Below are 23969 nucleotides of genomic sequence, written 5' to 3' on the forward strand. Positions count from 1 at the left end.
CCTAGAACACCGGCATGGCCGTCAGCTTCTCGTTGTGCAGCAGGAAGACGCGGTTTCCGGATCCCATCAGCCGCCAGTCGCCCGCGCCGCCCTGGGCGTACGGCCAGGCGACGCTTCCTCTCCGGGCGTCCACGGCCACGACACCCCGCTGGCCGAAGTCGTCGATCATCACCCAGACGCTGTTGCCCTGCACCACCGGCGGCGCGAGGGGATGGTCTTCGGACGCGATAACGGTCACCGTCCAGGTGTCCGAACCGTCCGACGCCCGGCGGGCGGTCAGGTCGGTGCCGTCCACGGCGTGGACGACACCGTCGCGCACGGCCGGTGCGTTCCAGCCGAGTTCGCCGGTGGCGGTGCGCGCCCACTTCTCCTTGCCGTCCGCGAGCGAGAGCGCGGCCAGGGTGCGCCCGCCCAGGTAGACCGTGTCGTCGGCGGCGGCCGGGGTGAGGGGGGTGGTGCCCTGCCCGTCGCGACGCCAGACGGGCTCGCCGCTGGAGGTGTCGTGCCCGGTCACCTTGGAGTCGGCGCCGTGGACCACCAGCCGGTCGCCCGCCACCAGCGCGGCGGGGGTGGTCCGGCCTTCCGGGCCCGCCGCCGTCCACAGGGTCGTGCGGGAGGCGAGCGATACGGCGCGGATCTGGCCGTCCCGGGTGGTGAGGTAGACGGCCCGGTCGTCGGCGGCGAGCAGGGCCCGCGCGTTCGCCCGCGCGGCCTTCCACCGTTCCTTGCCGTCCGCTGCGCGCAACGCCCGTACCCCGCCTTCGGTGTCGGCGGCGAGAACGGTGCCTTCCGTGTGTTCGGTGTCGCCGGAGACCGCGAGGGCGCGTCCGGTCAGACCGGTGACCTTCGAGGTCCAGCGCGGCTTTCCGTCGCGTACGCCATAGGCGCTCAGTCGGCCGCCCTTGGCCGGGACGACCACCAGGTCATGGACGGGGAGCGGCGCGGGCACGTCCTCATCGGCGCGGTCCAGGGGGCCGATGTCGACGGGGCCCCACAGGGGCGAGGGCGCGACGCCCTCTTCGTACTTCGCCAGCGGCTTCGCGTCCCACGGATGCGTACCGTCCGCCGCGTCCCCGTCGTCGCGCAGCAGCCACCACGCCCCGGCTCCGCCGCCCGCCGCGAGCACCGTGCCGCCCGCGGCGAGGGCGGTGATCAGCCTGCGCCGGGTGGGGCGGGCGGGCTCGTCGCCGGGCATGGTGGCCATCCGGCGGGCGTCCGCCTCGCGCCGCGCGATGTCCTCCGCGAGCGGCCCGGTCCGCCAGATCCGCCCGGCGCCGCGAGACGGCGCGAACTGCCCGGCGAGCGCGTCGAGGGCGGGCCGGTCCGTGGCTTCTTTGGCGAGGCAGGGTGCGACCAGGGTCCGCAGGCCCTCCGGTACCGCGTCCAGTTCCGGCTCGCCGTGCACCACTTGGTACTGCACGGCGGCCACGTGCCCGCCTTCGTAGACCGGCCGCCCGCCCGCCGCGTACGCCAGGACCACGCCGAGGGAGAACACGTCCCCCGCTGGCCCGGTCCGCCGTCCCAGGACCTGTTCGGGCGCGGCGTAGCCGGGGGTGGCGGGCGACTGTCCGGTGGTGGTGAGGGTGAGTCCGTGCTCGGGGCGGGCGATGCCGAAGTCGATGATCCTGGGGCCGCGCGAGGTGAGCACGATGTTCGACGGCTTGAGGTCGCGGTGCACAAGACCGGCGCCGTGGATCTCCCGCAGTGTCGTCACGAGCGCCGCGCCCAGCGCCCTGACGGCGGGTTCGCCGAGCGCCCCGTACCGCTCGACGGCCTGGTCGAGCGTGGGCCCCACCAGGAACTCCGTGGCGATCCACGGCCGTCCGCCCTCGGTCTGCGCCGCCAGCACCCGCGCCACCCCGGTGCTGCGCACGGCCTGTGCCGCGTACGCCTCGCGCAGGAAGCGGCGGGCCATCTCCGGATCGTGCGCCAGCTCGGGCCGCAGCACCTTGACGGCCGCGGTCCGGCCCTGCGCGTCCCGCCCGAGGTACACCTGCCCCATCCCGCCCGCCCCGAGCACGCCGGTGAGGCGGTACGGGCCGAGGCGGAGGGGATCGCCGGTGCCGAGGGGGTTCATGAAGCTCCTGAACGGGGGTGGGGATGGTCGATGAGCCGGTGTCCCGCCGCTACTCGTCGAGCGGAAGGGCGCATACGGCGGGGCCGCGCACGACGATGAGCCGTTTGGCCTTGGGGAGGGCCGTGATCACCGGGATGACACCGCCCGTGTCACCGAAGGGGCTCTGGAAGGTCCAGGCGACCCGGCGCGTCCGCAGATTGATCGCCGCGATCCACTGGGCGTCGTTCTCCGGCGAGGCGTAGAGGTACCCGCCGTTCACGGTGGAGGTGGCGGAGAAGGAGAGGGGCGTCGCGGTGGACTTGTCCTCCTCCCACAGCAGATGGCCGTTCCGCGCGTCCAGGGCGATGAGGCGGTTGTCGCGCTCCGTCGTATAGACGACGTCGTCCTTGAAGACCGGCGGGCCGTAATGCTGGGCCTGCGGGTCGTAGTGGTCGCCGAACTTCCGGCCCTTGCCGAAGCTCCACGTGGTCTTGCCGTCGGAGAGCCGCAGCGCGAGCAGTTCCCGGCTGCCGAGGAACAGGTGGTCCGAGGCGACGGTATGGGTCGTCCCCAGCTCCGAGTGCTTCTGGGGGACCCGCACCGACCAGCGGGTCGCCCCGGTGCGGGCGTCGATCAGGGAGACCGACTCCCCCTGCGTACGGACGTACGACGACCCCACGGGGGTCGCGACCGGATCGAGATAGGTGTCGGCCGGGGTGGGCATCGGACGCCGCCATCTCCGCTCACCGGTACGGGAGTCGATGGCGATCCGTACCCAGCCCTTGCGGGTCTCCCCTTCCAGGACCAGGGAGCGGCCGACCATGACCACCAGGCGCGTCTGCAGCGGGTCGAGACCGTCCAACTCGGCGAGCGGCGCCCGGAAGCTGCCCGTGGCGGGGTCGACGGGGGCCAGACGAAGCTGGCTGAGGCCACCGTCCAGCGCGAACAGCCGCTCACCGTCCGACAGTACGGTCTTCGCTCCCCCGATCAGCTGACTCTCCGCACGCCGCTTGCCGGTCCGCGCGTCGATGTGGAGCAGCGCGCTGTCCGAGGCCAGGGCCAGGTCGTCCCCGACCGGGAGCGCGACGGCGTCGCCGGTCACCTCCCCCGCCGTGGCCTTCCACGCCATGCGCGGCGCTCCTCCCGGAGTGCTCCGGGAGCGCTTCTCGCGCGCGGTGCCCGCCGTATCGTCATCGGGGGCGAGCAGGCCCCAGGCGCCCGCCGCGCCGCCCGCGGCGAGCACGCCGCCGCCGATGGTGAGGAGCCTGCGACGGGTGACGCGGGGCCGCCTGGACGCGGACGTCAGGGTGGTGAATTGCTCCTCATCCGGTACGGGAAGCCGGGAGGGCTGGATCTCCCATACGGCCGCACTGCGCTGGGCGATGTCGGCGAGCACGGCGTCCGGGAGGTGGTCCACGATGTCGCCGGTCGCGTCGTGGAGGAGCGCTCCGAGGTCCGCCGTGCCCGGGCGTTGCGCCGGGTCCTTGGCGAGGCACCGCTCCAGTGCCGGGCGCAGCTCGTCCGGCACACCGCTCAGGTCCGGCTCCTCGTACCGGACCCGGTAGAGCAGGTCCGCGGGCTGTCCGCTGCCGAAGGGCGGGCGGCCGGTCGCCGCGAAGACCAGCACCCCGGCGAGGGCGAAGATGTCGCCCGCCGGGGTGTGTTCGCCGCCGACTGCCTGCTCGGGCGACATATAGGCGGGCGTTCCGGCCGTCGTGCCCGTACGGGTCAGCCGGTCGTCGCCCGCCGCCCGGGCGATGCCGAAGTCGATGACCTTGGGGCCGCGGGCGGTCAGCAGGATGTTGGACGGCTTCAGGTCGCGGTGTACGACGTCGGACCGGTGCAGCTGGGCGAGCGCGTCGCACAGGGCGGCGCCGAGCGCCCGTACGGCCGGTTCGGGCAGCGCGCCGCAGAGGGCCACCGCGTCGTCGAGCGGCGGGCCGAGGACGTATTCGGTGGCGAGCCAGGGCGTCGGGGCGAGCGGATCGGCGTCGACGACCTGGGCGCCGTACTGTCCACCGATGACGCGGGCCGCGTCGATCTCCAGCCGGAAGCGGGTGCGGAACACCGTCTGCGCGGCGAACTGCCGGTGCATGGTCTTCAGCGCGACCGTACGCCCGCCGGGCGAGCGGCCGAGATACACGGTGCCCATGCCGCCGCTGCCGAGGCGGGCGACGAGGGCGTACGCGCCGAGCTGCCGCGGGTCGTCGTGGGTGAGGGGTTGGGCCATGGGCGAATCAGTCCACCGGCAGTGCGTAGAGGGAACGTCCGTTCATGACCAGGACCATGCCGGGCACACTGCCCGCGAAGCCGTCGAAGCCACCGGCACCCTGGCCACGGCCGACGGGGGCGAAGCGCCAGCGCCTCGATCCGTCGGCAGCGTTCAGCGCCTCGATCTCGGAGGCGTTGACCTGGAGCACGGTCCGGCCCGCGTCACTGATCACGTTATAGCTGTAGGGCATCCCGACGCCCGGCTCGAAGGCGGCTTCGCGCCGCCACCGCGGACGACCGGTGCGGGTGTCGACGGCGTAGGTGACGCTGTGTTCGTCGGTGACGTACAGCATGCGGCCCCGGACGGCGGGCTCGGTGTACAGGTATCCCTTGGCCGTGAACCGCCAGCGCTGTGTGCCGCTGGTGAGGTCGTGGGCGTGCGCGGTTCTGCCGTCACAGGCGATCAGCAGGCCTCCGGGGGCGATACCCCGGTAGGCCTGTGAACTGGTGGGCACAACGCCCTTGTAGGCGCGCGTCCACAGTTTCCGGCCGTCCCGCTGCCGGAGTGCCACGTACGACCAGGTCTTGGTCCAGGACGGGCCGTCGGACGACGCGCCGTTGTTCTCGATGATGAGGGCCCCGTCGCGCAGCACCCCAGGGTGTTGGTCCACACCGCCCGAGCCCGCGTCAGGAAGCGGGGTGCGCCACAGTTCCTCACGCTTCCTGGCGTCGTAGGCGATCACCATCGGCTTCTCGTGGTCCGCGTCCCCTCCCCCGGCCTCCGTCGCCATGAACCAGATGGTGTTGCCGCGGGTAGCCAAGGGGCCCTGGAACGCGGGGCGTTTGCGCCCGTCGTAGGCGCGCTCGGTCCACACGACCTTTCCGGTGCGCAGCGAGATGGCGGCGAACTCGGGCTCGCCGAGTGAGGATTGACTGGCTTTCAGGAAGAGCCCTCCACCGAGCGGCCTGAGCGCCTGCGCGTACCACATGTTCTCGCGGGTCCAGAGCTTCTTGCCGTCGCGCAGCCGCACCGCTGTTATCGCGGACGCGCTCGCGCTGGCGAACAGCATGTATCGCCCGCCCAAGATCACGGGCGGACTCTGCTCCTCGATGTCGATGTCGATATCGCGCCGCCACAGCGGGGCGGGGGCGGCTCCGCGCACGGACAGCGGTGCCGGTCGGGCGGGCCCGTCGTCCGCCGCCGCGCGGAACGTGGCCACCGCACCTGTTCCCACGACGAGTCCGGCCACCCCGGCCAGGCCGCCGAGGGTCAGCGAACGCCGGGACGGTCCGTTGTCGTGGTCACGGCCGACGGGCTCCGTCGCGTCCGGCACCGCCTCCGCCGGGTGCCGGGCGGCCTGTTCGGCGAGGGCTGTCGCGATGGGTTGGGGCAGGCCGCCGCCGAAGCCCGCAGGCGTACGGAGCGCCTGGAGCAGGGCGGCGGGCCGGGGCCGGTGTGCGGGGTCGGGGGACAGGCAGGCGGTGACCACCTCCCGGAGCCCTTCCGGGAGCGCATCGGCCCGGCCCGGTGTCCGGCCCGTCGCGGCGTAGGCCAGCACCGCGCCGAGCGCGTAGACGTCACCGTGGGGCTGCGGCCGCTCGCCCGCCCGCTGCTCCGGCGGCAGGGCGGCGGTGTCCACGCCGCGCAGTCCCGTGCGCTCGATCCGGTCCAGGGCCGCGGCCCGGACCAGCCCGTAGCCGGTCAGCCGGGGGCCGTCGGCGGTGAGCAGCACCGCGCCCGGCGATATCCCGGCGAACACCAGGCCGTTGGCGTGCGCGCCGGCCAGCGTCTCCGCGAGGGCCGCGCCCAGCGCGCGGACGACCGGTTCCGGGAGCGGGCCGCCGTGTGCGGCCAGCGCGGCGGGCAGGGTGAGGGCGGGGAAGCAGTCGTGGGCCACCCAGGGGAGCCGGGCGTCGGCCGGAGCGATATCGGCGACGGGCGCCGCCCACCGCCCGGTCATACGGCGCGAGTTCTCGGCTTCCGCCCGGAACCGCACCCGGTAGGCCGGGTCGTCGGCCAGCGCCGGGTGCGGCAGCGTCAGGACGACGGCGCGGCCCGAGCGGTCGTCGCGCGCGAGGCAGCGGCGCGCGTCCTCGGACGCCCCGTCCCCGTCCCATGGGGCGAGGACGCGGTACGGGCCGATCCGCGCCGTACCGTCGTCATCGGTCGCACCGGCCCAGCCGTCCACGTGCGGCACGTACGGCGGTTCCATAGGTCCTTCCCTAATCCAGCGGCAGCGCGTACACGCTCTTGCGGCCGATCACGACGACCCGGTCATCCGTGACCGCCACCTTGCGGCGCGCCGATTCCGTCCCCTTGCCCGCGTCGTCGCCGGTATCGGCGAAGCGCCACAGCAACGCGCCGTCCTCGGCGTCGAACGCGTCCACTTCCGTATCCCCGGCGGTCAACACCCGGTGTCCCGCCGGGCTGACGACGGTGTCAGGGGTGCGCGGCGCGGAGACGTCCTTCATGACGAATCCGTAGGCGCGCTGCCAGCGGATCCGGCCGGTGGCCGCGTCGATCGCGTGGAGGGCGTAGCCGCCGTCCGCGGCGTACGCGGTCTTCCCGTACACATGAGGCAGGCCGAAGTCGGAGCGATGGCCTTTGCCGTCCTTTCCGAGGGCCTCGATGGACCACAGCCCCTTGCCGCCCCGGGCAGCGTCGAACCCCCGCAGGGTGCTGTCGACGGCGGCGATCAGCGTGCGGTCGGCGTCGGTGGTGACCATCCCTTCTGCGCTCACGCCCGGATAAACCCGTTGCCAGAGTTTCTTTCCGGCGTCTCGGCTGAAGGCCACGGCCTGCTTGGTCTTCGCCCCCTGGCCGCCCCGATTCATCACCACGAGCGCGCCCTTGAGGAGACGCCCGTCGGTGAAACCGTCCGGCAGGGGGCCGCGCCACATCTCGTCGCGTTGGCCGACGTCGTAGGCGACTACGACGCGCCCGCTCCCCTCCCGCGTCGCGGCCGTGAACCACACCGTGGCCCCGTCGACCGCGAGCAGCGTCGCGAAGGATGTGGACGCGCCCCGCCGGAACTCCTTGGACCGCCACTGGATACGACCGGTGCGCGGGTCCAACGCCGCGATGCCGTCCCCCGGCACGAACAGCGCGTCCTCGCCGCCCGCCCAGGGCTGCCCCTTCGGCCGGAGCCCGTCGTGCGTCCAGAGCCGTTTACCGGTCCGCAGATCGATTCCCGCGACGGACCGCTCCCCGGTGATGACCGCGACCGCGTCACGCCAGATGAGCGGCGCGTACGCCGGGGCCGCGCCCTCGATGCCGTGACGCCACACGGGCGTGGGCGGCGCGCCCTCCACACGCCGCCGCGAAGGGCGGGCAGCGGCGAGGCGCTGGGCCGGGGTCGGCGGCGCGGGCCGGTCCGACTCCGTCGCCACCCAGGTGACGCCGCCGCCCAGCGCCAGCCCCGCCGCGCCCCCGGCGGCGCCCACGATCAGAGCGCGCCGGGAGGGGCGGGTGGTCTTCTGGGCGGCAGTGGTCCCGCCGGGGCCCGGGGGCGCTTGCGCGGTCTCGTCCCGCGTCGCGGTGTCGGTCGCGGTCTCGGGCACCGTGGCGGCCTCGGGCACCGCGTCGATCTCCGCCGCCAGTACCGCCGACGACTGCTCGGACAGCGCGATGATCAACCGTCCGGGCAGCCAGCCCGGGCCCAGCAGACCCGCGGCCCGGCTGATCCCGGCGTCCAGGGCGGTCGATCCCGGGCCGCCGCCGCGCGGGGCGGGCGGGCCGCCGGAGGCGCCGTCGACGACCATGGGCAGCGGCCCCGCAGGCGCCCCTGGGGGAGCGCTCGCGGCGGGCAGCGGGGCGCGTACGCCGCGCAGCAGCTCGTCCAGCAGCGTCCGCGCCGTCGGCCGGTCCGCCGGGTCCGGGGCGAGGCACGAGCGGAGCGTGTCCCGCAACTCCTCCGGGAGCGCGTCGGCTTCGGGCCGCGGGAGCCCCGTCACGGCGTACGCCAGCACCGAGCCCAGCGCGAAGACGTCCCCCAGGGGGCGCGGCCGTCCGCCCGTGAGCTGCTCCGGGGGCAGGGCGTCGGCGTCCAGCCCCGGCATCCCGGCCCGCGCGGCACCGTCAGGACCGGCGGCCCGTACCGCGCCGAACCCGGCCAGCCGGGGGCCGTCGCCCGCCAGGAACACCGTGCCCGGCGCGATCCCGGCATGCGTGAACCCCGCCGTGTGCACCTCGTCCAGCGCTTCGGCCAGCGCCGCGCCGACCGCTCGTACGGTACGCACCGGCAGCGGTCCTCCGTACGACTCCAGCGCGGCGGGCAGCGGCAGCATCGGCAGGTACGGGGACGCGCTCCACGGCGGCTCCGTACCGCCGCCGGAAGGCGAGCCGTCGCGCGGGGGCGTACTGCCGACGGAATGGCTGCTGACGCCCGGAGGCGTACCGACGGCCGAGATCTCCACGACGGGGACGGTCCACCGGCTTCGCGAGGCACCGGCCAGCAGCCGCGCGTTCTCCGCCTCCGCCCGGAACCGCTCCCGGTACCCGGCGTCGTCCGCCGACGCCACCGGTGGCGCGCTGATGAGGACCGTACGATCGCCACCGGCACCGCGTGCGATGAAGCACCGCGCCATCGCGGCGGCGTCCCCCGTACCAGGATCCAGCCGCGCGATGAGGTGATACGGACCGATCCGCCGCGGGTCGTCCCGGCTCAGCGGCTCCATGCGCGCCTCCCGCCGCCAGCGGGAATGTGCACCACGTCAGCCACCGCTCAGGCTCCGCCTGCGCGGCTTCCGGGAAGGGCGACGGTGACTCCGCCGTACCGGGTCGTGGCGAACGTACTCACGTGCAAGGCCCCCTCGTCGTACAGCTTTCCGCTCGTGTCATGCGCGCGGCAGTCACCCTACCCGGCGGCTTGCGGCGGCCTCCTTCCGGTATGGACCGACCGTGTTCGATTGCCGCCGTGCGCGCCGGTGGATGAGACTGTCCGTCAAGGGCCGTGCGGGTTTGTTCCCGCGGTAATGCGAAGGGATTCTCCACCGATGGCTGACGCCAAGGAAAAGGCCGAGCTGTACGCCCTCGACATCTCCGGTGTCGAGTGGCTCAGCGCGCCGGGCAGCACCACCGAAGAACGCGTGGAGATCGCCTATCTGCCGAACGGGGCCGTGGCCATGCGCAACTCGGCCGACCCCGAGACGGTGCTGCGCTACACGGAAGCGGAGTGGCGCGCCTTTGTGCTCGGCGCGCGGGACGGGGAATTCGACGTGAACTGAGGAGACGCAGCGCGATGCGTGCCGAGGGGGCGTACACCGGCCGGTGTACGCCCCCTCGGCACGTGCGGCGCCCCCTCGGACGCGGTGACGGGGCGTATCGATAGGCTCACAGGATTCGGGGGACGACGTCACGTGCTATCGACGTGACGTGGAACGAATCTCGCTCTGTCCAGGGAAGCTGAAATAGGGGGACTGACCGCCCGGTGAGCCAGATTGTCGTCAAGCGTCCGCCCCGGGCGCTGCCGCCCGACGTGCCCACGGACGAACTCCGGCTCACCGCGCCGCCGGAGCTATCGCGCGAGGAGCAAGGCGGTCTGCTGACGCAGTTTCTGCCCCTGCTCGGCATGGGCGGGTCGGTGGTCTACTTCTTCAACTCGGGCGCGGGCCCCTTCATGCGCGTCATGGGCTGGATGATGCTGGCGTCGACCCTCGCCACCGTCGCCGCCCAGATCGTGCGCTTCCGGCGCGGCACCGAGGGCCGGACGGCGGGGGCGCGCCGGGACTACCTGACGTACCTCGCGCACACCCGGCGCGGGGTGCGCCGTACCGCCCGTACCCAGCTCGAAGTGCTGCTGTATCTGCACCCCGCGCCCGATCAGCTCTGGGCGATGGTCGCCGACGGCGGCAGGGTGTGGGAACGCAGGCTCGGCGACGAGGACTTCGGCCAGGTCAGGGTCGGCGTCGGCCCGCAGCAGCTGTCGACGCCGCTGGTAGCCCCGGAGACGGCGCCGGTCGACGAGCTGGAGCCGCTCGCGGCGGGTGCGATGCAGTCGTTCCTGATGCGGCACGGGGCGGTGGAGGGGCTGCCGGTGGCGGTGTCGCTGCGCCGCTTCTACCACCTCACGGTGGCCGGGGACGCGGACACCGCGCAGGGCACGGCGCGCGCCCTAGTGGGCCAGCTCGCCACGTTCCACTCCCCGGAGGACCTGGCCGTGGCCGTCCTGGCGGGCGGCCAGGACGCCGTCGCGCGCTGGGACTGGACGAAGTGGCTGCCGCACACCCAGGTCCCCGGCGCGCTGGACGGGGCGGGCACACGGCGGCTGTTCTGCCGGGACGCGGACGAGCTGGAGGCGCTGCTGTCCGGGAACGGTCCGGACGGCGCCGGGGACTCAGATGGTGCGCACGGCCCGGACGGCCCGCTCGCCAGGCGGCCCCGGTTCAACCCCGACGGCCCACCGGTCCTCGGTGCGCGCCATGTGGTCGTCGTCCTGGACGGCGGCACGGTCTCGTCCGACGCGCTGCTGGCGCACGCGGAGGGCATACAGGGCGTCACGGTCATCGAGGTGGTGCCGGGCGAGCTGGACGAGCCGCGCGGCAGCCTGTCGATCGACGTACGCCCCGGACGGCTCCTGCTCCACTCCGCCGCCGGGCTCGTCTACGAGGGCGAGCCGGACACGCTCCCGCTGGAGGCGGCGGAGGCGCTGGCCCGCCAGCTCGCCCCGCTGCGCGTCGGCGCGGGCGACCAGGACGAACCGCTGCTGTCCGAGCTGGACTTCACCGATCTGCTGGACCTCGGCGACGCGGACTCCGTGGACGTCACCCGGACCTGGCGGCCCCGTACGACGGCCGAGCGGCTGCGGGTACCCATCGGAGCCGGGGAGGACGGCGAGCCGGTGATGCTCGACCTCAAGGAGGCCGCGCAGGGTGGCATGGGCCCGCACGGGCTGTGTGTGGGCGCCACCGGTTCGGGCAAGTCGGAGCTGCTGCGCACGCTGGTCCTGGCGCTCACGGTCACCCACTCCTCCGAACACCTCAACCTCGTCCTGGCGGACTTCAAGGGCGGCGCGACCTTCACGGGCATGGCGGAGCTGCCGCACGTCTCGGCGGTCATCACCAATCTCGCGGACGACCTGACGCTCGTGGACCGCATGGAGGACTCCATCCGCGGCGAACTGCGACGCCGCCAGGAGCTGCTGCGCGGCGCGGGCAACTACGCCAACGTCCACGACTACGAGCGCGCGCGGGCCGCGGGCGCCCCGCTGGAGCCGCTGCCCACCCTCCTCCTGATCATCGACGAGTTCAGCGAACTGCTCAGCGCCAAACCGGACTTCATCGAGATGTTTATCCAGATCGGGCGCATCGGCCGCTCGCTCGGGGTCCATCTGCTGCTGTCCTCCCAGCGCCTGGAGGAGGGGCGGCTGCGCGGCCTGGACACGTACCTGTCGTACCGCATCGGCCTGCGCACCTTCTCCGCCACGGAGTCGCGGGCCGCGCTGGGCGTGCCGGACGCCTACCACCTGCCGACGCTGCCCGGCTCCGGCTATCTGAAGTTCGGTACGGACGAGATGACGCGCTTCAAGGCGGCGTACGTCTCCGGTGCGTACCGCACGTACGACCCGGCGGCGGACGGCCGCGACGGCGCGCCCCCGCTCGACCGGCGGCCCGCGCTGTTCACCGCGACGTCCGTTCCGGCCGCGTACGCCTCTCCCGCGCCTTCCCGGGCCGCGGCCCCGCCGGACGCCCCGTCGGACGCCCTGTCGGACACGGTGCTGGACGTCATCGTGCGGCGGTTGGAGGGGCAGGGCCCGGCCGCGCACGAGGTGTGGCAGCCACCGCTCGACGTATCCCCCGCGCTCGACGAACTGCTCCCGCCGCTGGCGACATCCCCGGACCGTGGTCTGCACGCGCCGGACTACGCGCGCCCGGGCGACCTGATCGCCCCGGTCGGGCTGGTCGACAAGCCCTTCGAGCAGCGGCGCGAGGTCCTCTACCGCGACTTCTCGGACGCGGCGGGCAACCTGCTGGTGGTGGGCGGCCCCCAGTCCGGCAAGTCCACCCTGCTGCGTACGCTCATCGCGTCCTTCGCCCTCACCCACACCCCGCGCGAGGCCCAGTTCTACGGCCTGGACTTCGGCGGCGGCGGACTGTCCGCGGTCGCGGGCCTGCCGCACGTGGGCACGGTCGCCTCACGGCTGGACCCGGAGCGGGTACGCCGTACGGTCGCCGAGGTCACCGGTGTGCTGACCGACCGCGAGGAGCTGTTCCGCACGCGCGGCATCGACTCCATCGCCACGTACCGGAAGCGGCGGGCGGTGGGCGAGCTTCCCGAGGAGCGCTGGGGCGACGTCTTCCTGGTCATCGACGGCTGGGGAACCTTCAAGCAGGAGCACGAGGCGCTCGAAGGCCCGGTCATGGACCTCGCGACCCGCGGGCTCGGCTACGGCGTCCACGTCATCCTGACCGCCACCCGCTCCATGGAGGTGCGGGCGGCGCTCAAGGACCAGTTCATGAACCGCCTGGAACTGCGCCTGGGCGACCCCCTGGACTCCGACTTCAACCGCAGGACGGCCGCCAACGTCCCGGTCGGCGCCCCGGGCCGCGGCCAGACCGCGGAAGGCCTCCACTTCCTGTCGGCGCGGCCGCGGCTCGCGGCCGCCGAAGCGGCCGCCGCCGATCCGGCCGCCGCCGGGGAATCGGTCTCTGCCGGAGGAGCGACGTCCGCCGGAGAAGCGGCCGCCGCGACCTCTACCCTGGTCCGAACGGTCAACGCCCACTGGCCCGGCCCCCACGCCCCCGAGGTCCGCATCCTCCCCCGCGATCTCCCCGCCGATCAGCTCCCGAAGCCCCTCGACCACCCGCACCTCGGTGTGCCGATCGGCATCGACGAGGACGGCCTCGCCCCGGTCTTCATCGACTTCGACACCGCCCCGTTCTTCCTGATCTTCGGCGAGAACGAGTCGGGCAAGACCTCCCTGCTGCGCCTCCTGGCCCGGCAGATCAGCGAGCGCTACACCCCCGACGAGGCGAGGATCATCGTCGGCGACTACCGTCGCGCCCTCCTGGAGGCCGTCCCGGAATCCCACCTCCTGGAGTACGCCCCGGCCGCCCCCGCCCTCGAGATGCACATGGACGCGCTGAGCGCCCTGATGCGACACCGGGCCCCCGGGCCCGACGTCACCCCGCGGCAGCTCCGCGCCCGCGACTGGTGGAGCGGGCCGCGGTTCTTCGTCATCATCGACGACTACGAGCTGGTCGCCACGAGCGCCGGAAACCCCCTGGAGCACCTGCTGAGCGCTCTCCCCTTCGCCCGCGACGTCGGCGTCCACCTCATCATCGCCCGCAGCACGGCCGGCGCCTCGCGCACCTCGTACGAGCCCTTCCTGCAGCGCGTCAAGGAACTGGGCGCCCAGGGCGTCATCCTCTCGGGCGACCCCGGCGAAGGCGACCTCCTCGGCAACACCCGCCCCCGCCGCCTCCCCCCGGGCCGCGCCACCCTCATCACCCGCAAGGGCGACACCCCCCTCATCCAACTCGGCTGGCTGCCCTACCAGTTGGGAAACGAGTAGACGTGTCAAGGTGTGTCACGAACTGTCGGTGGGCCAGTCTGAACCAGTCGGCGGAAAACGTCACAGGCCATCAGGTCGGCGGACGGCACAGGGTTGTGCCACACACGCTGAGCGCTCGCACATGGCTCGGCTGACGGCATGAGGGCAGCCCCGCATCCACTGAGCCCCACAACACCTGAGTAGGAGTACTCATACCCAAACAGAGTGTTACACCCATACGCTTGACCACTGACCTTACGCTAACCACATAAGTCGAAATGGGGGGAATTGATTGATGGTCGCCTTTGAGGAAGAATGGGCAAACTTCAAACAACAGGCATCAGCTAACGCCGGCATGAACCTGGCAAGCGCTGACGGGCCTGCGGGATGGAACACGAGCGGGAAAGGCCGCCTCAAGTCCAAGAAGTCTGCCTGGAAAATGGCAGGGAGTTCAGTCGGCTCACTTAAGAGCGACGTCAAGAAGGCACTGGCTAAGCTGGAACTTGAGCAAAAGGGCTTGGAAGCGGGCACTAACACCGGCGGTGGAGTACACAGTGCAGCAGCCGAGCGAGAGCTGTACCGCTCCTGGAAGCGCTACCTGGATGACGTGAGCGGGCGATGCACCACTCTCCAAGACTTGCTCGAGAAGGCCGGTGACTCCTTCTACAAGAATGACGAGGCCATCCGAGGTGCCTTTAGTGGACTGACGGAACGCTACAAGGACACAGACCCCGTCGGCGGCGAGAACCGGGGCCGGTGATTTGACGTGGACTACGCAACCCTCAAATCCCTCAAGCCTTCCGAATTCGAGGACGCCGCTTCCGGATATCTGACGGTCAGCAACATGGCCGGCCAGGCCAAGGATGATATTGAGAACCGCATAGCCGCCAAACTGCAGAGCGCGCTAGAGGGGAATGCCGCAGAGGAGGCCGTGAAACAGCTTCAGAAGCTGGCAGCGAACTTTCAGTACACCCAGGTCGAGTGCGGAGTGGTGAGCACAGGCCTCAACGCCCTCGCCTCCGAACTCCAGGCCGCCAAGAACAAGCTCGACAACGCCATCGAGGACGCGAAGGCCGAAAAGTTCACAGTGGAGGCCGATGGATCCGTGACCTACCCAGCAGCAGGTGACAAGGTCGACGGAAAAACCCCAGATGGCGGCACAGTAACCGGAAGCGCCCACGGAGAAGACTCCAACAAGCCAATCGATCCGGCTGGCGACGCGAGCGATACAGCGGACACGTTGGCACGCCAGGCGAAGAATATTCACCCCAATCCGAATTACGGCAAGGCGGTGGCCTACGCGAACCGCATTGCCCAGGCTGTCTACGAAGCAACAGAAGCCGACAACGAGTGGGCCCCGAAGCTGCGAAGACTGAAAGCCGACGACGATCTCCACGTATCTCGATACGACTGGGTCGATGCCCAGAAAGACGCAAGCGGGGTCCACAAAAGCGCGAAAGGCTATTTGGACGGCATAAAGAGTCCACCCAAGGATGGCACTCCGAAGGAAAACGCCAAGTGGTGGAAAGGCCTCTCCGACCGAGAGCAGGCCGACTACACTGCCATGCACCCCGCCAGACTCGGAAATCTTGACGGAATTCCTTCAGATATTCGCGACGACGCCAACCGAACGGTACTCGCAGAGAAAGTATCCGAATACCGGATTCGACTATCGCAAATCCCTGAGGAACCTACCAAATTCAAAGATCTCGGCCCGAATGCCACAGCCTACACGCAAGAATGGCTTAATTGGCACCACAAGCACGAGGCAGATAAAAATTACTTGCAATCTTCCTTGAACGGAATGGATAAGATCCAGGAACGCATCAACGAAACCGGGCGAGGGGATCTCCCCAGGGCTTATGTTCTAGGCTTTAGCGCGAAAGATGACGGACGGGCTATTATCGCCAACGGAAATCCAGATACGGCCGATCACACTGCAGTGTACGTACCGGGCACCACAGCAAGCCTTAGTAAAGTCGACGGCGACTTGAACCGCATGACTGAACTTTGGCGGGCGGCAGATCCGATGGCAGGCGGAAAAAGCGTCTCGACCATCACCTGGCTCGGCTACGACGCACCGAATAGCATCACAAAGGACGCCCCCTTCAGCCATTACGCAAACGACGGAGCTCCGGCATTCAATAAATTCATCGATGGACTGAACACCACACATTCGGGGTCAGGCAGTCATATCACCGCGATCGGACATTCTTACGGCACCACGCTCATCGGCTCCGCAGCCCGTCAAGGCGATGCAAATGTGGGCGATGTGATATTTGCGGGCAGTCCGGGCGTCCAAGTCGGCCACGCTGATCAGATGGACGTCCCCAAGGGACACGTCTGGAACGAGGGAGCCGACGACGACTTCGTCCCGGCACTCGGGCAGATCGGGCACGGCCATCGCGAGTTCCACGCCGATACAGGCTTCGACTGGACCGTCCCAAATGACAGAAACTTTGGAGCCACCCAGATGGACGTCGACACATCAGGGCATAGTGGCTACTGGGATAGGGATTCCCAAAGTTTGAAGAATCAAGCAAAGGTTGTGACCCAAAATTACGATGCCGTACAGCGCGAAAAGTACTAACCGTGCAACGCAGCCAGTGAACCCAAAATATTTCACGGTGACCCTGATTGCTGTGGCTGCCACACTGACAGGATGTTCCAGCATGAACAGCGGAGATGAATTGGGGTACACCCCAAAAAAGCGCAGCGTCCCCCAAGCGCGAGAACAGGCACGAACCCTTTCAAGTGAGATTTTCGACGTCATTGGCCTCAATGGGGAAACGAGTAAGCCCGGGCCAGGAGTGTCCCAGTGCACAGACAAAGACTCGGATAAGTTTTACAAAATTCACCATCCATGGTCTTTGTCAGGCATACCGATCGAAGACTTGAAAAAGGGGATGACTCGCCTCAAAGAAGACCTCCCCAAGAAAGGATGGAAGGTCGTCAAGTACGGACCCAATAACAGCAAGGCCAAGAATATTGACCTGACGGCAGATTCCAAAAAACAGCCCTTCTCTGTCAATATTGAACTCTTCGACAAGAGCGATAAGCCGGGGGAAGGAAGGAATAATTCATTGATTTACGTAGACCTGGTCTCTGCCTGTTTCCAAGTCCCGGAGGGGGAGAAAATGGACGAGTACTGATGCCGCACGCGGAAGCACTTCAAGCCCACAACCAGGTAAGCGCTCGCTGCCAGCACAGCCCCGATTAACCGGCGATGAGAGCATTCAGGTCGTCCCGGACCGCCCAAACGGGCGGCGAAAGCGCCTCCCGTAGCGAGGGGTACCTGGTCCGTCAGTAGCCTCGTTGGGAGCTGAATCGCGCCGACAGCGCCCGGAATACCTACAGCCGCACGTGCCTCATAGCCCCAGAAGCACATGACGCGCCTTGCTCCGCTTCCGGGCCGTCACGGAATAGGAAGCCACGGCATGGATGCTTCGAGGAGGCGCCATAGCGAGTTGTAGCGAGGCCCACCAAGACAAGCTCGGGTCACGGCTGCCTATACCCGCCGCCGCTGGCGCACAAGCGCATAGCCGCCGCATCCAAGGAGCAGAGCTACGGCAACGCCGACTCCGATGTAAACGAAAGTGGCATTATTGCCGTCATCGCCTGTTGTGGCGGCAGCAGGAGTCTTGTCTCGTGTATCTGTGGTGTCCGAGGACCCGTCAGCCTTCGAGGGCGAAGACGGCGATACGGACGGGCCCTTGCCTGGATGGTATTTAGGGAACAGCGGATTGACGTCCGCCGGCCCCGGGTCTCCCTTTCCGTCGAGCAGGACCTGGGCGGGGCGGATGATGCCATAGCCGATGTACTCGCTGGGGACCTTGCCCTTGGGCTTGCTTGCCGTGTGCATCATCACGCGCAGGACCTGGTTCGCGGTCCACTTGGGGTGGGCGGACCAGATGAGGGCGGCCGAGGCAGAGGTGAGGGCCGTGGCGTGGCTGGTGCCCATTTCCTCACACCGGCCTCTCTTGCCTGGGCAATGTCCAGGAATCTTTTCACCAGGGGCAGCAAGGGCCACCTGTGGGCCATGTGTAGAAAACCTGGAAACAGTGCCGCTCTGATTGACAGAAGCTACTGCGACGGCTCCAGGAAGACTCGATGGGTAGCCCGCAAAATTGTCGGAATCGCCGTCATTTCCCGCTCCGGCAAATATGAGCACATCGTTATTGTTAATTTCATCCAAGCCAGCCTGAAGTCGCTTTACGGCCTCCTCATCCAGGGGGCTATTGATGGTCCTAGAGAGATTGATGATGCGAGCCCCGCGCTTTATGGCATACCGAATCGCCTTAAGGTAATTCGACGTCGAATCACCTACACCCTTTTCGCCCGAGCCGGTCTTCACAGGAAGCACCTTCGCACCGGGCGCCAGCCCCTGAATTCCACCCGAAAGTCCCGTTCCAGCAATAACGGCGGCCATCTCCGTGCCGTGGCCATCCGTATCAACATTCACCCCCTTCGGCTTGTATGAAAAGTCCTTCCCGTCCAGGACTTGACCACGCAGTTCAGGGAGCGTGTTATCAACTCCGGCGTCAAGTACAGCGACGGTGACACCCTCACCTTTGCTGGTCTGCCAGATCTGGTCAGCCTTCATTGCATCGAGGTACCACCCCCGCGAACGCATGTCCTCGGCGGTCGCGGGGGGCGCAAGACTCCCCATGGATGTGATAAAGGCGGCAAGTAGCGTCAGACCACGTGCCGAACGCCGCACGCTTCCATCGGACAAGGCTGACATTCCTGCTCGTTCTCCTGAAACTTCAAGTGCGGGCTATTCAATGACAGGAGGCAACGTATCCCGGCGCCCCGGCTCCCAGGGTTCCTGGGCTTCGAGCCCCTGACCTGATTCATTGTCAGGGCAGCGATGACTGGTACGGGAGGTCACCGTTCTAGGGAAGGCTTGCTCGTCGGCCTGATCGGAGCGGACAAGTCCGGTGCCCCCACGAGTGAATGCAGCTCCTCGTCTGGATGACGGCCGTGGTTCCGCGATGGAGCCCCCTGACTCGGACGCAAATCTCCGTCTCCTGCCTGACTCGCCAGAAGGCATGCTTACCATGCCTGACGTACCAGGAGTTGCGAGGCGTGGCACCGGCCCTCGCGCGGTGGTCCCGCTTTCGTCTCCAATAGCCACAGCACCCTGACGTGCACCCGTGGTACCGGGACTCGACGTACGTGGGCCACTGACCTGCCCTCCCGATTCTGAACCAACCCGCCGCCCAGCAGGACTGCCTTCTGCTGGTGGCCCGGTTGGCCTCGCCGTGAGGTTCCCGCTCCCTCCCATAGGGCCACGGGACATGGGCGTGCTCTCCTCCCCCGCAACCAGCCCACGGGGAAGACGGGGCGAAGAGCCGAGACGGCGTTGCTGGTCCCCCACGACATCACGCTCTGCGGGTCCGCGCGGGGTGAGCGGACGACGTGAAGTCTCGTCTCCAACTCTTGTTCCACGTTCATTCAAAGGGAGACGCGGTGCGCTCCTCCCACCCTCAGGCGTTGCGGTCCGAGGAAACCCTGGTCCAGGCCCGACCGTTGGCGATGGCATCGGGCTAGGGCCGGTCTGTCGAGACTGATCCGCAAGCGGGGTCGGCCCACCGGGCGGCGACTTTGCCTCGGACTTGGGGAGCGTTTCAGTCGAGTTGATGTGGGTCCTCGGCGCCTCGCGGTGGCTTGACTCCATCTCCGCGGGGACGGCCGCCGTTGACACGCCTGCTTGCTCCCGCTGCGAATGACTTATGCCGGTTCCTGGACCTGGCGATGTTGCACCCGCGTCGCCGTCGTCGTACCCCCGGCCCTCCTCCACACCATCGTCACTGAGCGGCAGCACCTTGAACTGCGGTTCTGGCTCCGCCTCCATCGTCTGCTGGGCCGCCCGGTAGGCCGAGGAGAGGCGTTCCAGTTGGTGGCGGGCCTCTTCGGCTTCCTGGGTGGCGGCCTTCTGGGTGGCCGGGTCCTCGTGGGCCGCTCGGGGGTCTCTGGAGGCGGGGAGGGCGGACTTGGTTTCGGAGAGGGTCTGGCCGGCTTGGGCCACGTGTTTGCCGACCGTGGTGGTGAGCTGGCCGAAGCGCATGACTTCGAGGGCGAAGTCGTGGGCCCATTCGCGGAAGGCGTCGCCGCCCTCGCCGGTCCATTCGACGCGGGAGACGTGGTGGCGCAGGTCGGAACCGATGTCGAGGATTTTGGGGCCCGCGTCGCCCAGGGCCGTGCCGGCGGCGGTCAGTTTGTCGGCGTCGGAGGCGGCCAGCATCGCCCGCAGGTTGTCCACCGACAGGCCGTCGAACTCTCCGTTCGCCATGCTTCCCCCTAGCTGAAGTCAGAGTCGGCGGTGCCGGACTTGCCCGTGCCGGTCTTCGGTGTGTCCTTGCCGTGGCCTGTGCCGGGCCGGTCGTCCGCGGTCGGGCCGTAGTACTCGGCGGTGCGCTTCTGGATGGCGCGGAGGCGGGCGGCCTGGTCGGCGTCGACGCTGTCGTAGCCGCGGTCCGAGATCTGGACGGCGATGCCCAGCGCTTCAAGTTGGTCGCCCAGGGTCCTGGAGAACTTCTCCAGGCGGGCGTGCATCTTCTCGTACGCGCCGGCCAGGTCGGCGGCAGCGGTGAACTCCGCGCCGAAGGCGGCGTGCCCGACCGTCTGGTCGCTGATCTTGCCGCGGGCCGCCGGTGATTCCTCGAGGTCCAGCAGGATCTTGTCGATCCTGCTCTTGAAGCTCGCCAGGGTCTCGGCCTCGACCTTGAGGTCCGAGCGTTTGCCGCTGCGGCCGCTTCCGCCGCCTTCTCCGCTTCCCGTGCGTACTCGGCTCGCGCTCGCATCGGTCGCCGAGACCTGTCGCCCCTCGCTCATTGTCATCCCCCCACGGCGTATACGGCGATCGGCACCACCTTAGTCGCGGAGCGTGCAGCTCCCAACTACGTTGTGGTGAGCACCCGGCTGGCGATTTCCGGGCATAGGCCGGCATGCTGGACGCGGTGCTCCGGATTGTTATGCCCCTGCCCAGGCGCCCCTGTGGTACCCCCGGCGCAGGGCCAGCAGGGCGGCGGCCACGCGCGGATCGAATCATTCCGCTGCCATGTGAAGCCACGAAGTGAAGCGAGTCTGAGGGTGGCGGCATGAAGTGTCGCCAGATCTGGTCCGGCGGAGCCGGGCAGGACTCACACCGACCGGTTTTGCTGCTCGGTGTACTGCCTGACCGCGGAGAGCGGGGGCGCCGCCGACAGTCCCGGCAAAGGAGAAGCTCAACCACAAATTGTTGGCCCGCCAGCAACGGCATACAGGTCCGGGAACTCCTGACAGAGGCGACCTGAGGAGATGCCCTTGGCTCAAATGATCACCCGGGAACACGTTGTGCCAGCACTTGTCACGAAGGCGACGTGCACCTGCATCACGAAAGCGCAGTGCCGACCAGTTCTGATCTCCTGCATCTCGCCCGCAGCCCACGTCCGTACGGTGGCTTTCATGCGGCTTCGGTACAGTTTTCGCCTGTACCCCGATCATGCCCAACGCGGCGCGTTGGCGAGGGCATTCGGGTGCGCCCGTGTGGTGTTCAACGATGCCGTGCGCGCCCGCGAGGACGCCAGAGCGGCGGGAGGCCCGTTCCCGAAGGCAGGGGAGCTGTCCGCGCGGCTGATCACTCAGGCCAAGCAGACCGAGGCCCGCTCGTGGCTGGGCGAGGTCTCCGCGGTCGTGCTCCAGCAGTCCCTGCGTGATGCCGAGGCGGCTTACAGGAACTTCTTCGCCTCCCTCAAGGGCGAGCGCAAGGGGCCCAGGCTGGGGGCGCCGAGGTTGAAGTCCCGCAAGGATGCGCGGCAGTCGATCCGGTTCACCGCCAACGCCCGCTGGTCGGTCACCGACAGCGGACGGCTGAGCCTGCCGAAGATCGGGACCGTCAAGGTGAAGTGGTCGCGAACCCTGCCCACTGCTCCCACCTCCGTCACCGTGATCAAGGACGCGGCCGAGAGGTACTTCGCCTCCTTCGTCATCGACACCGACCCGGCTGCCGACGCCGCCCGGATGCCCGAGGGCGACCAGACCGTCGGCATCGACCTGGGGCTGACGCACTTCGCGATCCTCGACGACGGCACGAAGATCAACTCTCCGCAGTTCTTGCGCCGCGCGGAGAAGAAGCTGAAGAAGGCCCAGCGGGAGCTGTCCCGCAAACAGAAGGGATCCAAGAACCGGGAGAAGGCCCGCCTGAAGGTCGCCCGAACGCATGCTCACATCGTCGACGCGCGCCGTGAATTTCACCACCAGCTCTCCACACAGCTGATCCGCGAGAACCAAGCCATCGCAGTGGAGGACCTGGCGGTGAACGCACTGGCACGCACAAGATTGGCCAAGAGTGTGCACGATGCGGGCTGGTCACAGTTCGTGGCCATGCTCGTCTACAAGGCCGACCGGTACGGACGCACCCTGATCAAGATCGGCCGCTTCGTGCCGACCAGTCGGACCTGCTCCTACTGCGGCCACGTGGATGGCCACAAACCTCTCCACATCCGGGAATGGACCTGCCCCGCTTGCGGAGCCCTCCTCGACCGGGACATCAACTCAGCACGCAACGTGAAAAAGGCCGCCGGACTGGCGGTATCAGCCTGTGGAGCGCCGATAAGACCAGAACCCGTCCTGGCACAGCGCAATGAAGCAGGAAGCCGCGGATTCCCTCTCGAAGGCCGTGCCGCGTAGCGGTACGGGCTTCGAGAGAGAAGGCCAGAATCCTCGGGCTTCACCCCAAGGAGCAAGTCACTTGCTGACCAGGCCGCGCGCCGTGGCGTAGACGTCCAGGACGGCCAGTGCGAGCGGCGTGATCGCCAGCAGCATGGCGCCTTCCACCAGGTCGCCGAAGCGCCCCCAGAAGGGCGTCACGCTCTTCTTCGGCACGATCAGCGCGATGGCGATGAGCAGCAGGGAGCCGAAGGCGACGGAGGCGGTCAGCCAGACCGTACGGATGTCGAGCGGGCCGCTGTCGCCGCTGAGCAGCTCCGTTACGGCGCTCGCCGGGGGGTTGAGCGCGAGGCCCAGGACGAGCAGGGCGAGCGAGACGATGCCGGACACCAGGACGCACGCGACCTGCCAGGTGTACCGGAAGAGGCGGGCGCGCAGCAGCATGGCGACACCGGCGGCGAGCGCGAGGACCTGGGCCCAGGCGTTGTCGGAGAAGCCGAGCACCGCGGCGGAGCCGACGACGACCGCCGCGCAGCCGCCGACGAGGCCGAGCAGGAGTTCGTGGCCACGCCTGACCTGGGTCGCGATGCGCTCGCTGTCGATCGGGGTGGAGGCGGCGGTGGAGTTGTCCGGGTCGGCGCCGCCGAAGTCGTTGCGCGCGGAGTCGCGGGGGGCCACATAACCGATGGGCAGACGGGCGGCGCGCGCGGACAGGCCGGGCAGGAAGGCGATGGCGGCGATGGCGACGGCCGCGCAGACAGCCGCGGTGCCCGAGGCGTCGGTCTCGGCGAGGATCTGGCAGAAGGTGGCCACCGTGCCGAAGCCCGAGAGCACGACGGCGGCGACGAAGGGCGCGTCACCGGACGGCATGGCGGCGACCAGCGCGACCGAGACGACCAGTACGGCGACGCAGCCGAGCAGGAATTGCAGCCGCCCGATGCCCTCGCCGCGGTCGAGGGCGAGCACCCCGGATCCGCCGATCATGACGTGCGGGAGTGCGGCGAGGCCGAGGGCGATGGCGGAGCCCCGGTCGTCGTACACCCGGGCCCGTACGCCCGCGTAGACCGCGAGCAGCAGGCCGACGGCACCGGCGATGATGCCGGGCAGGCTGTGCATGTCGTGCCGGAGCGGGTCGGCGAACCAGAGCACGAAGCCCATGAAGACCAGCAGCAGCGCCCCGCCGAAGAGGCCGCTGACGCGCAGGTAGGCGGCGTTCCACAGGGTGCGGTCGCCGGAGACCGCGGAGGCGATGGCGTCGGAGACGTCGTCGCGCACCACGGGCGGGAGGGACTGGGCGAAGGGGCGCATGGACAGCACGTCGCCGTCGAGTACGCGCTGGGCCGCGAGGGAGCGGGCGCCGTCCAGGACAGTGCCGTCGCGGCGTACGAAGTGATAGCCGACCGGTGCGCCGGAGGGCTGTGTCTGGCCGGTCAGTCGGAGTATTTCCGGATACAGGTCGGCAAGGGCGATGTCGTCAGGCAAAGCGACATCTATGCGGCTGTCGGGTGCGACGACCGTCACTCGGCAGAAACCGGTCGCTGTGGTCGAACTCACCTGCG

The 23969-nt window shown here is 69.3% G+C and carries 14 protein-coding genes; 7 read left to right on the forward strand and 7 right to left on the reverse strand.

Annotated features, from left to right (window positions below):
• Window position 1 precedes the first annotated feature (1 nt).
• The 4 genes from ACWC5C_RS15355 to ACWC5C_RS15370 are packed head-to-tail and all read right to left on the reverse strand — an operon-like array spanning window position 2 to window position 8944.
• Complete coding sequence (locus ACWC5C_RS15355; protein ID WP_450875891.1) at window positions 2-2077, reverse strand: serine/threonine-protein kinase; 2076 nt, start codon at window positions 2075-2077, stop codon at window positions 2-4.
• Between the two features lie 49 nt (window positions 2078-2126).
• Window positions 2127-4286 (reverse strand): protein kinase domain-containing protein, encoded by a 2160-nt coding sequence (locus ACWC5C_RS15360; RefSeq protein WP_450875892.1) that lies wholly within the window; start codon window positions 4284-4286, stop codon window positions 2127-2129.
• A 7-nt stretch (window positions 4287-4293) separates the two neighbouring features.
• Entirely contained in the window at window positions 4294-6480 is a 2187-nt protein-coding gene (locus ACWC5C_RS15365; RefSeq protein ID WP_450875893.1) for an outer membrane protein assembly factor BamB family protein, read from the reverse strand.
• Window positions 6481-6490: 10 nt separating this feature from the next.
• On the reverse strand, window positions 6491-8944 hold the full coding sequence (locus tag ACWC5C_RS15370; protein ID WP_450875894.1) for an outer membrane protein assembly factor BamB family protein: 2454 nt from the start codon (window positions 8942-8944) through the stop codon (window positions 6491-6493).
• A 318-nt stretch (window positions 8945-9262) separates the two neighbouring features.
• Here ACWC5C_RS15370 and ACWC5C_RS15375 point away from each other — a divergent pair, with 318 nt between their 5' ends.
• The 5 genes from ACWC5C_RS15375 to ACWC5C_RS15395 all read left to right on the forward strand — a co-directional run bounded on the left by ACWC5C_RS15375 (window position 9263) and on the right by ACWC5C_RS15395 (window position 16910).
• Window positions 9263-9493, forward strand: coding sequence for a DUF397 domain-containing protein (locus tag ACWC5C_RS15375; RefSeq protein ID WP_450875895.1), 231 nt, complete (start codon window positions 9263-9265; stop codon window positions 9491-9493).
• A 203-nt stretch (window positions 9494-9696) separates the two neighbouring features.
• Window positions 9697-13779 (forward strand): type VII secretion protein EccCa, encoded by a 4083-nt coding sequence (eccCa, locus tag ACWC5C_RS15380; protein ID WP_450875896.1) that lies wholly within the window; start codon window positions 9697-9699, stop codon window positions 13777-13779.
• A gap of 274 nt (window positions 13780-14053) precedes the next feature.
• Window positions 14054-14518 (forward strand): hypothetical protein, encoded by a 465-nt coding sequence (locus tag ACWC5C_RS15385; RefSeq protein ID WP_450875897.1) that lies wholly within the window; start codon window positions 14054-14056, stop codon window positions 14516-14518.
• A gap of 6 nt (window positions 14519-14524) precedes the next feature.
• A complete protein-coding gene (locus ACWC5C_RS15390) occupies window positions 14525-16348 on the forward strand; it encodes an alpha/beta hydrolase (protein WP_450875898.1) in 1824 nt (607 codons plus the stop codon).
• 82 nt (window positions 16349-16430) lie between these two features.
• Entirely contained in the window at window positions 16431-16910 is a 480-nt protein-coding gene (locus tag ACWC5C_RS15395) for a hypothetical protein (RefSeq protein ID WP_450875899.1), read from the forward strand.
• Between the two features lie 356 nt (window positions 16911-17266).
• Here the strand turns inward: ACWC5C_RS15395 and ACWC5C_RS15400 are convergent, their stop codons facing one another.
• Entirely contained in the window at window positions 17267-18361 is a 1095-nt protein-coding gene (locus ACWC5C_RS15400; RefSeq protein WP_450875900.1) for a S8 family serine peptidase, read from the reverse strand.
• Window positions 18362-19660: 1299 nt separating this feature from the next.
• Between ACWC5C_RS15400 and ACWC5C_RS15405 the strand changes: the two genes are divergently transcribed.
• Window positions 19661-20065 (forward strand): hypothetical protein, encoded by a 405-nt coding sequence (locus ACWC5C_RS15405; RefSeq protein ID WP_450875901.1) that lies wholly within the window; start codon window positions 19661-19663, stop codon window positions 20063-20065.
• Here the strand turns inward: ACWC5C_RS15405 and ACWC5C_RS15410 are convergent.
• Window positions 20062-20595: a hypothetical protein gene (locus tag ACWC5C_RS15410; protein WP_450875902.1), complete on the reverse strand. Its 534-nt coding sequence runs from the start codon at window positions 20593-20595 to the stop codon at window positions 20062-20064. The two genes, ACWC5C_RS15405 and ACWC5C_RS15410, sit on opposite strands and share 4 nt — an antisense overlap.
• Before the next feature lie 612 nt (window positions 20596-21207).
• Here ACWC5C_RS15410 and ACWC5C_RS15415 point away from each other — a divergent pair.
• Window positions 21208-22431, forward strand: coding sequence for an RNA-guided endonuclease InsQ/TnpB family protein (locus ACWC5C_RS15415; protein ID WP_450875903.1), 1224 nt, complete (start codon window positions 21208-21210; stop codon window positions 22429-22431).
• Between the two features lie 57 nt (window positions 22432-22488).
• On the opposite strand, the gene eccD is transcribed toward ACWC5C_RS15415, so the two are convergent.
• Complete coding sequence (gene eccD / locus ACWC5C_RS15420) at window positions 22489-23964, reverse strand: type VII secretion integral membrane protein EccD (protein ID WP_450875904.1); 1476 nt, start codon at window positions 23962-23964, stop codon at window positions 22489-22491.
• Between the last annotated feature and the right edge of the window lie 5 nt (window positions 23965-23969).

It is taken from the genome of Streptomyces sp. NPDC001700 (assembly GCF_053596435.1).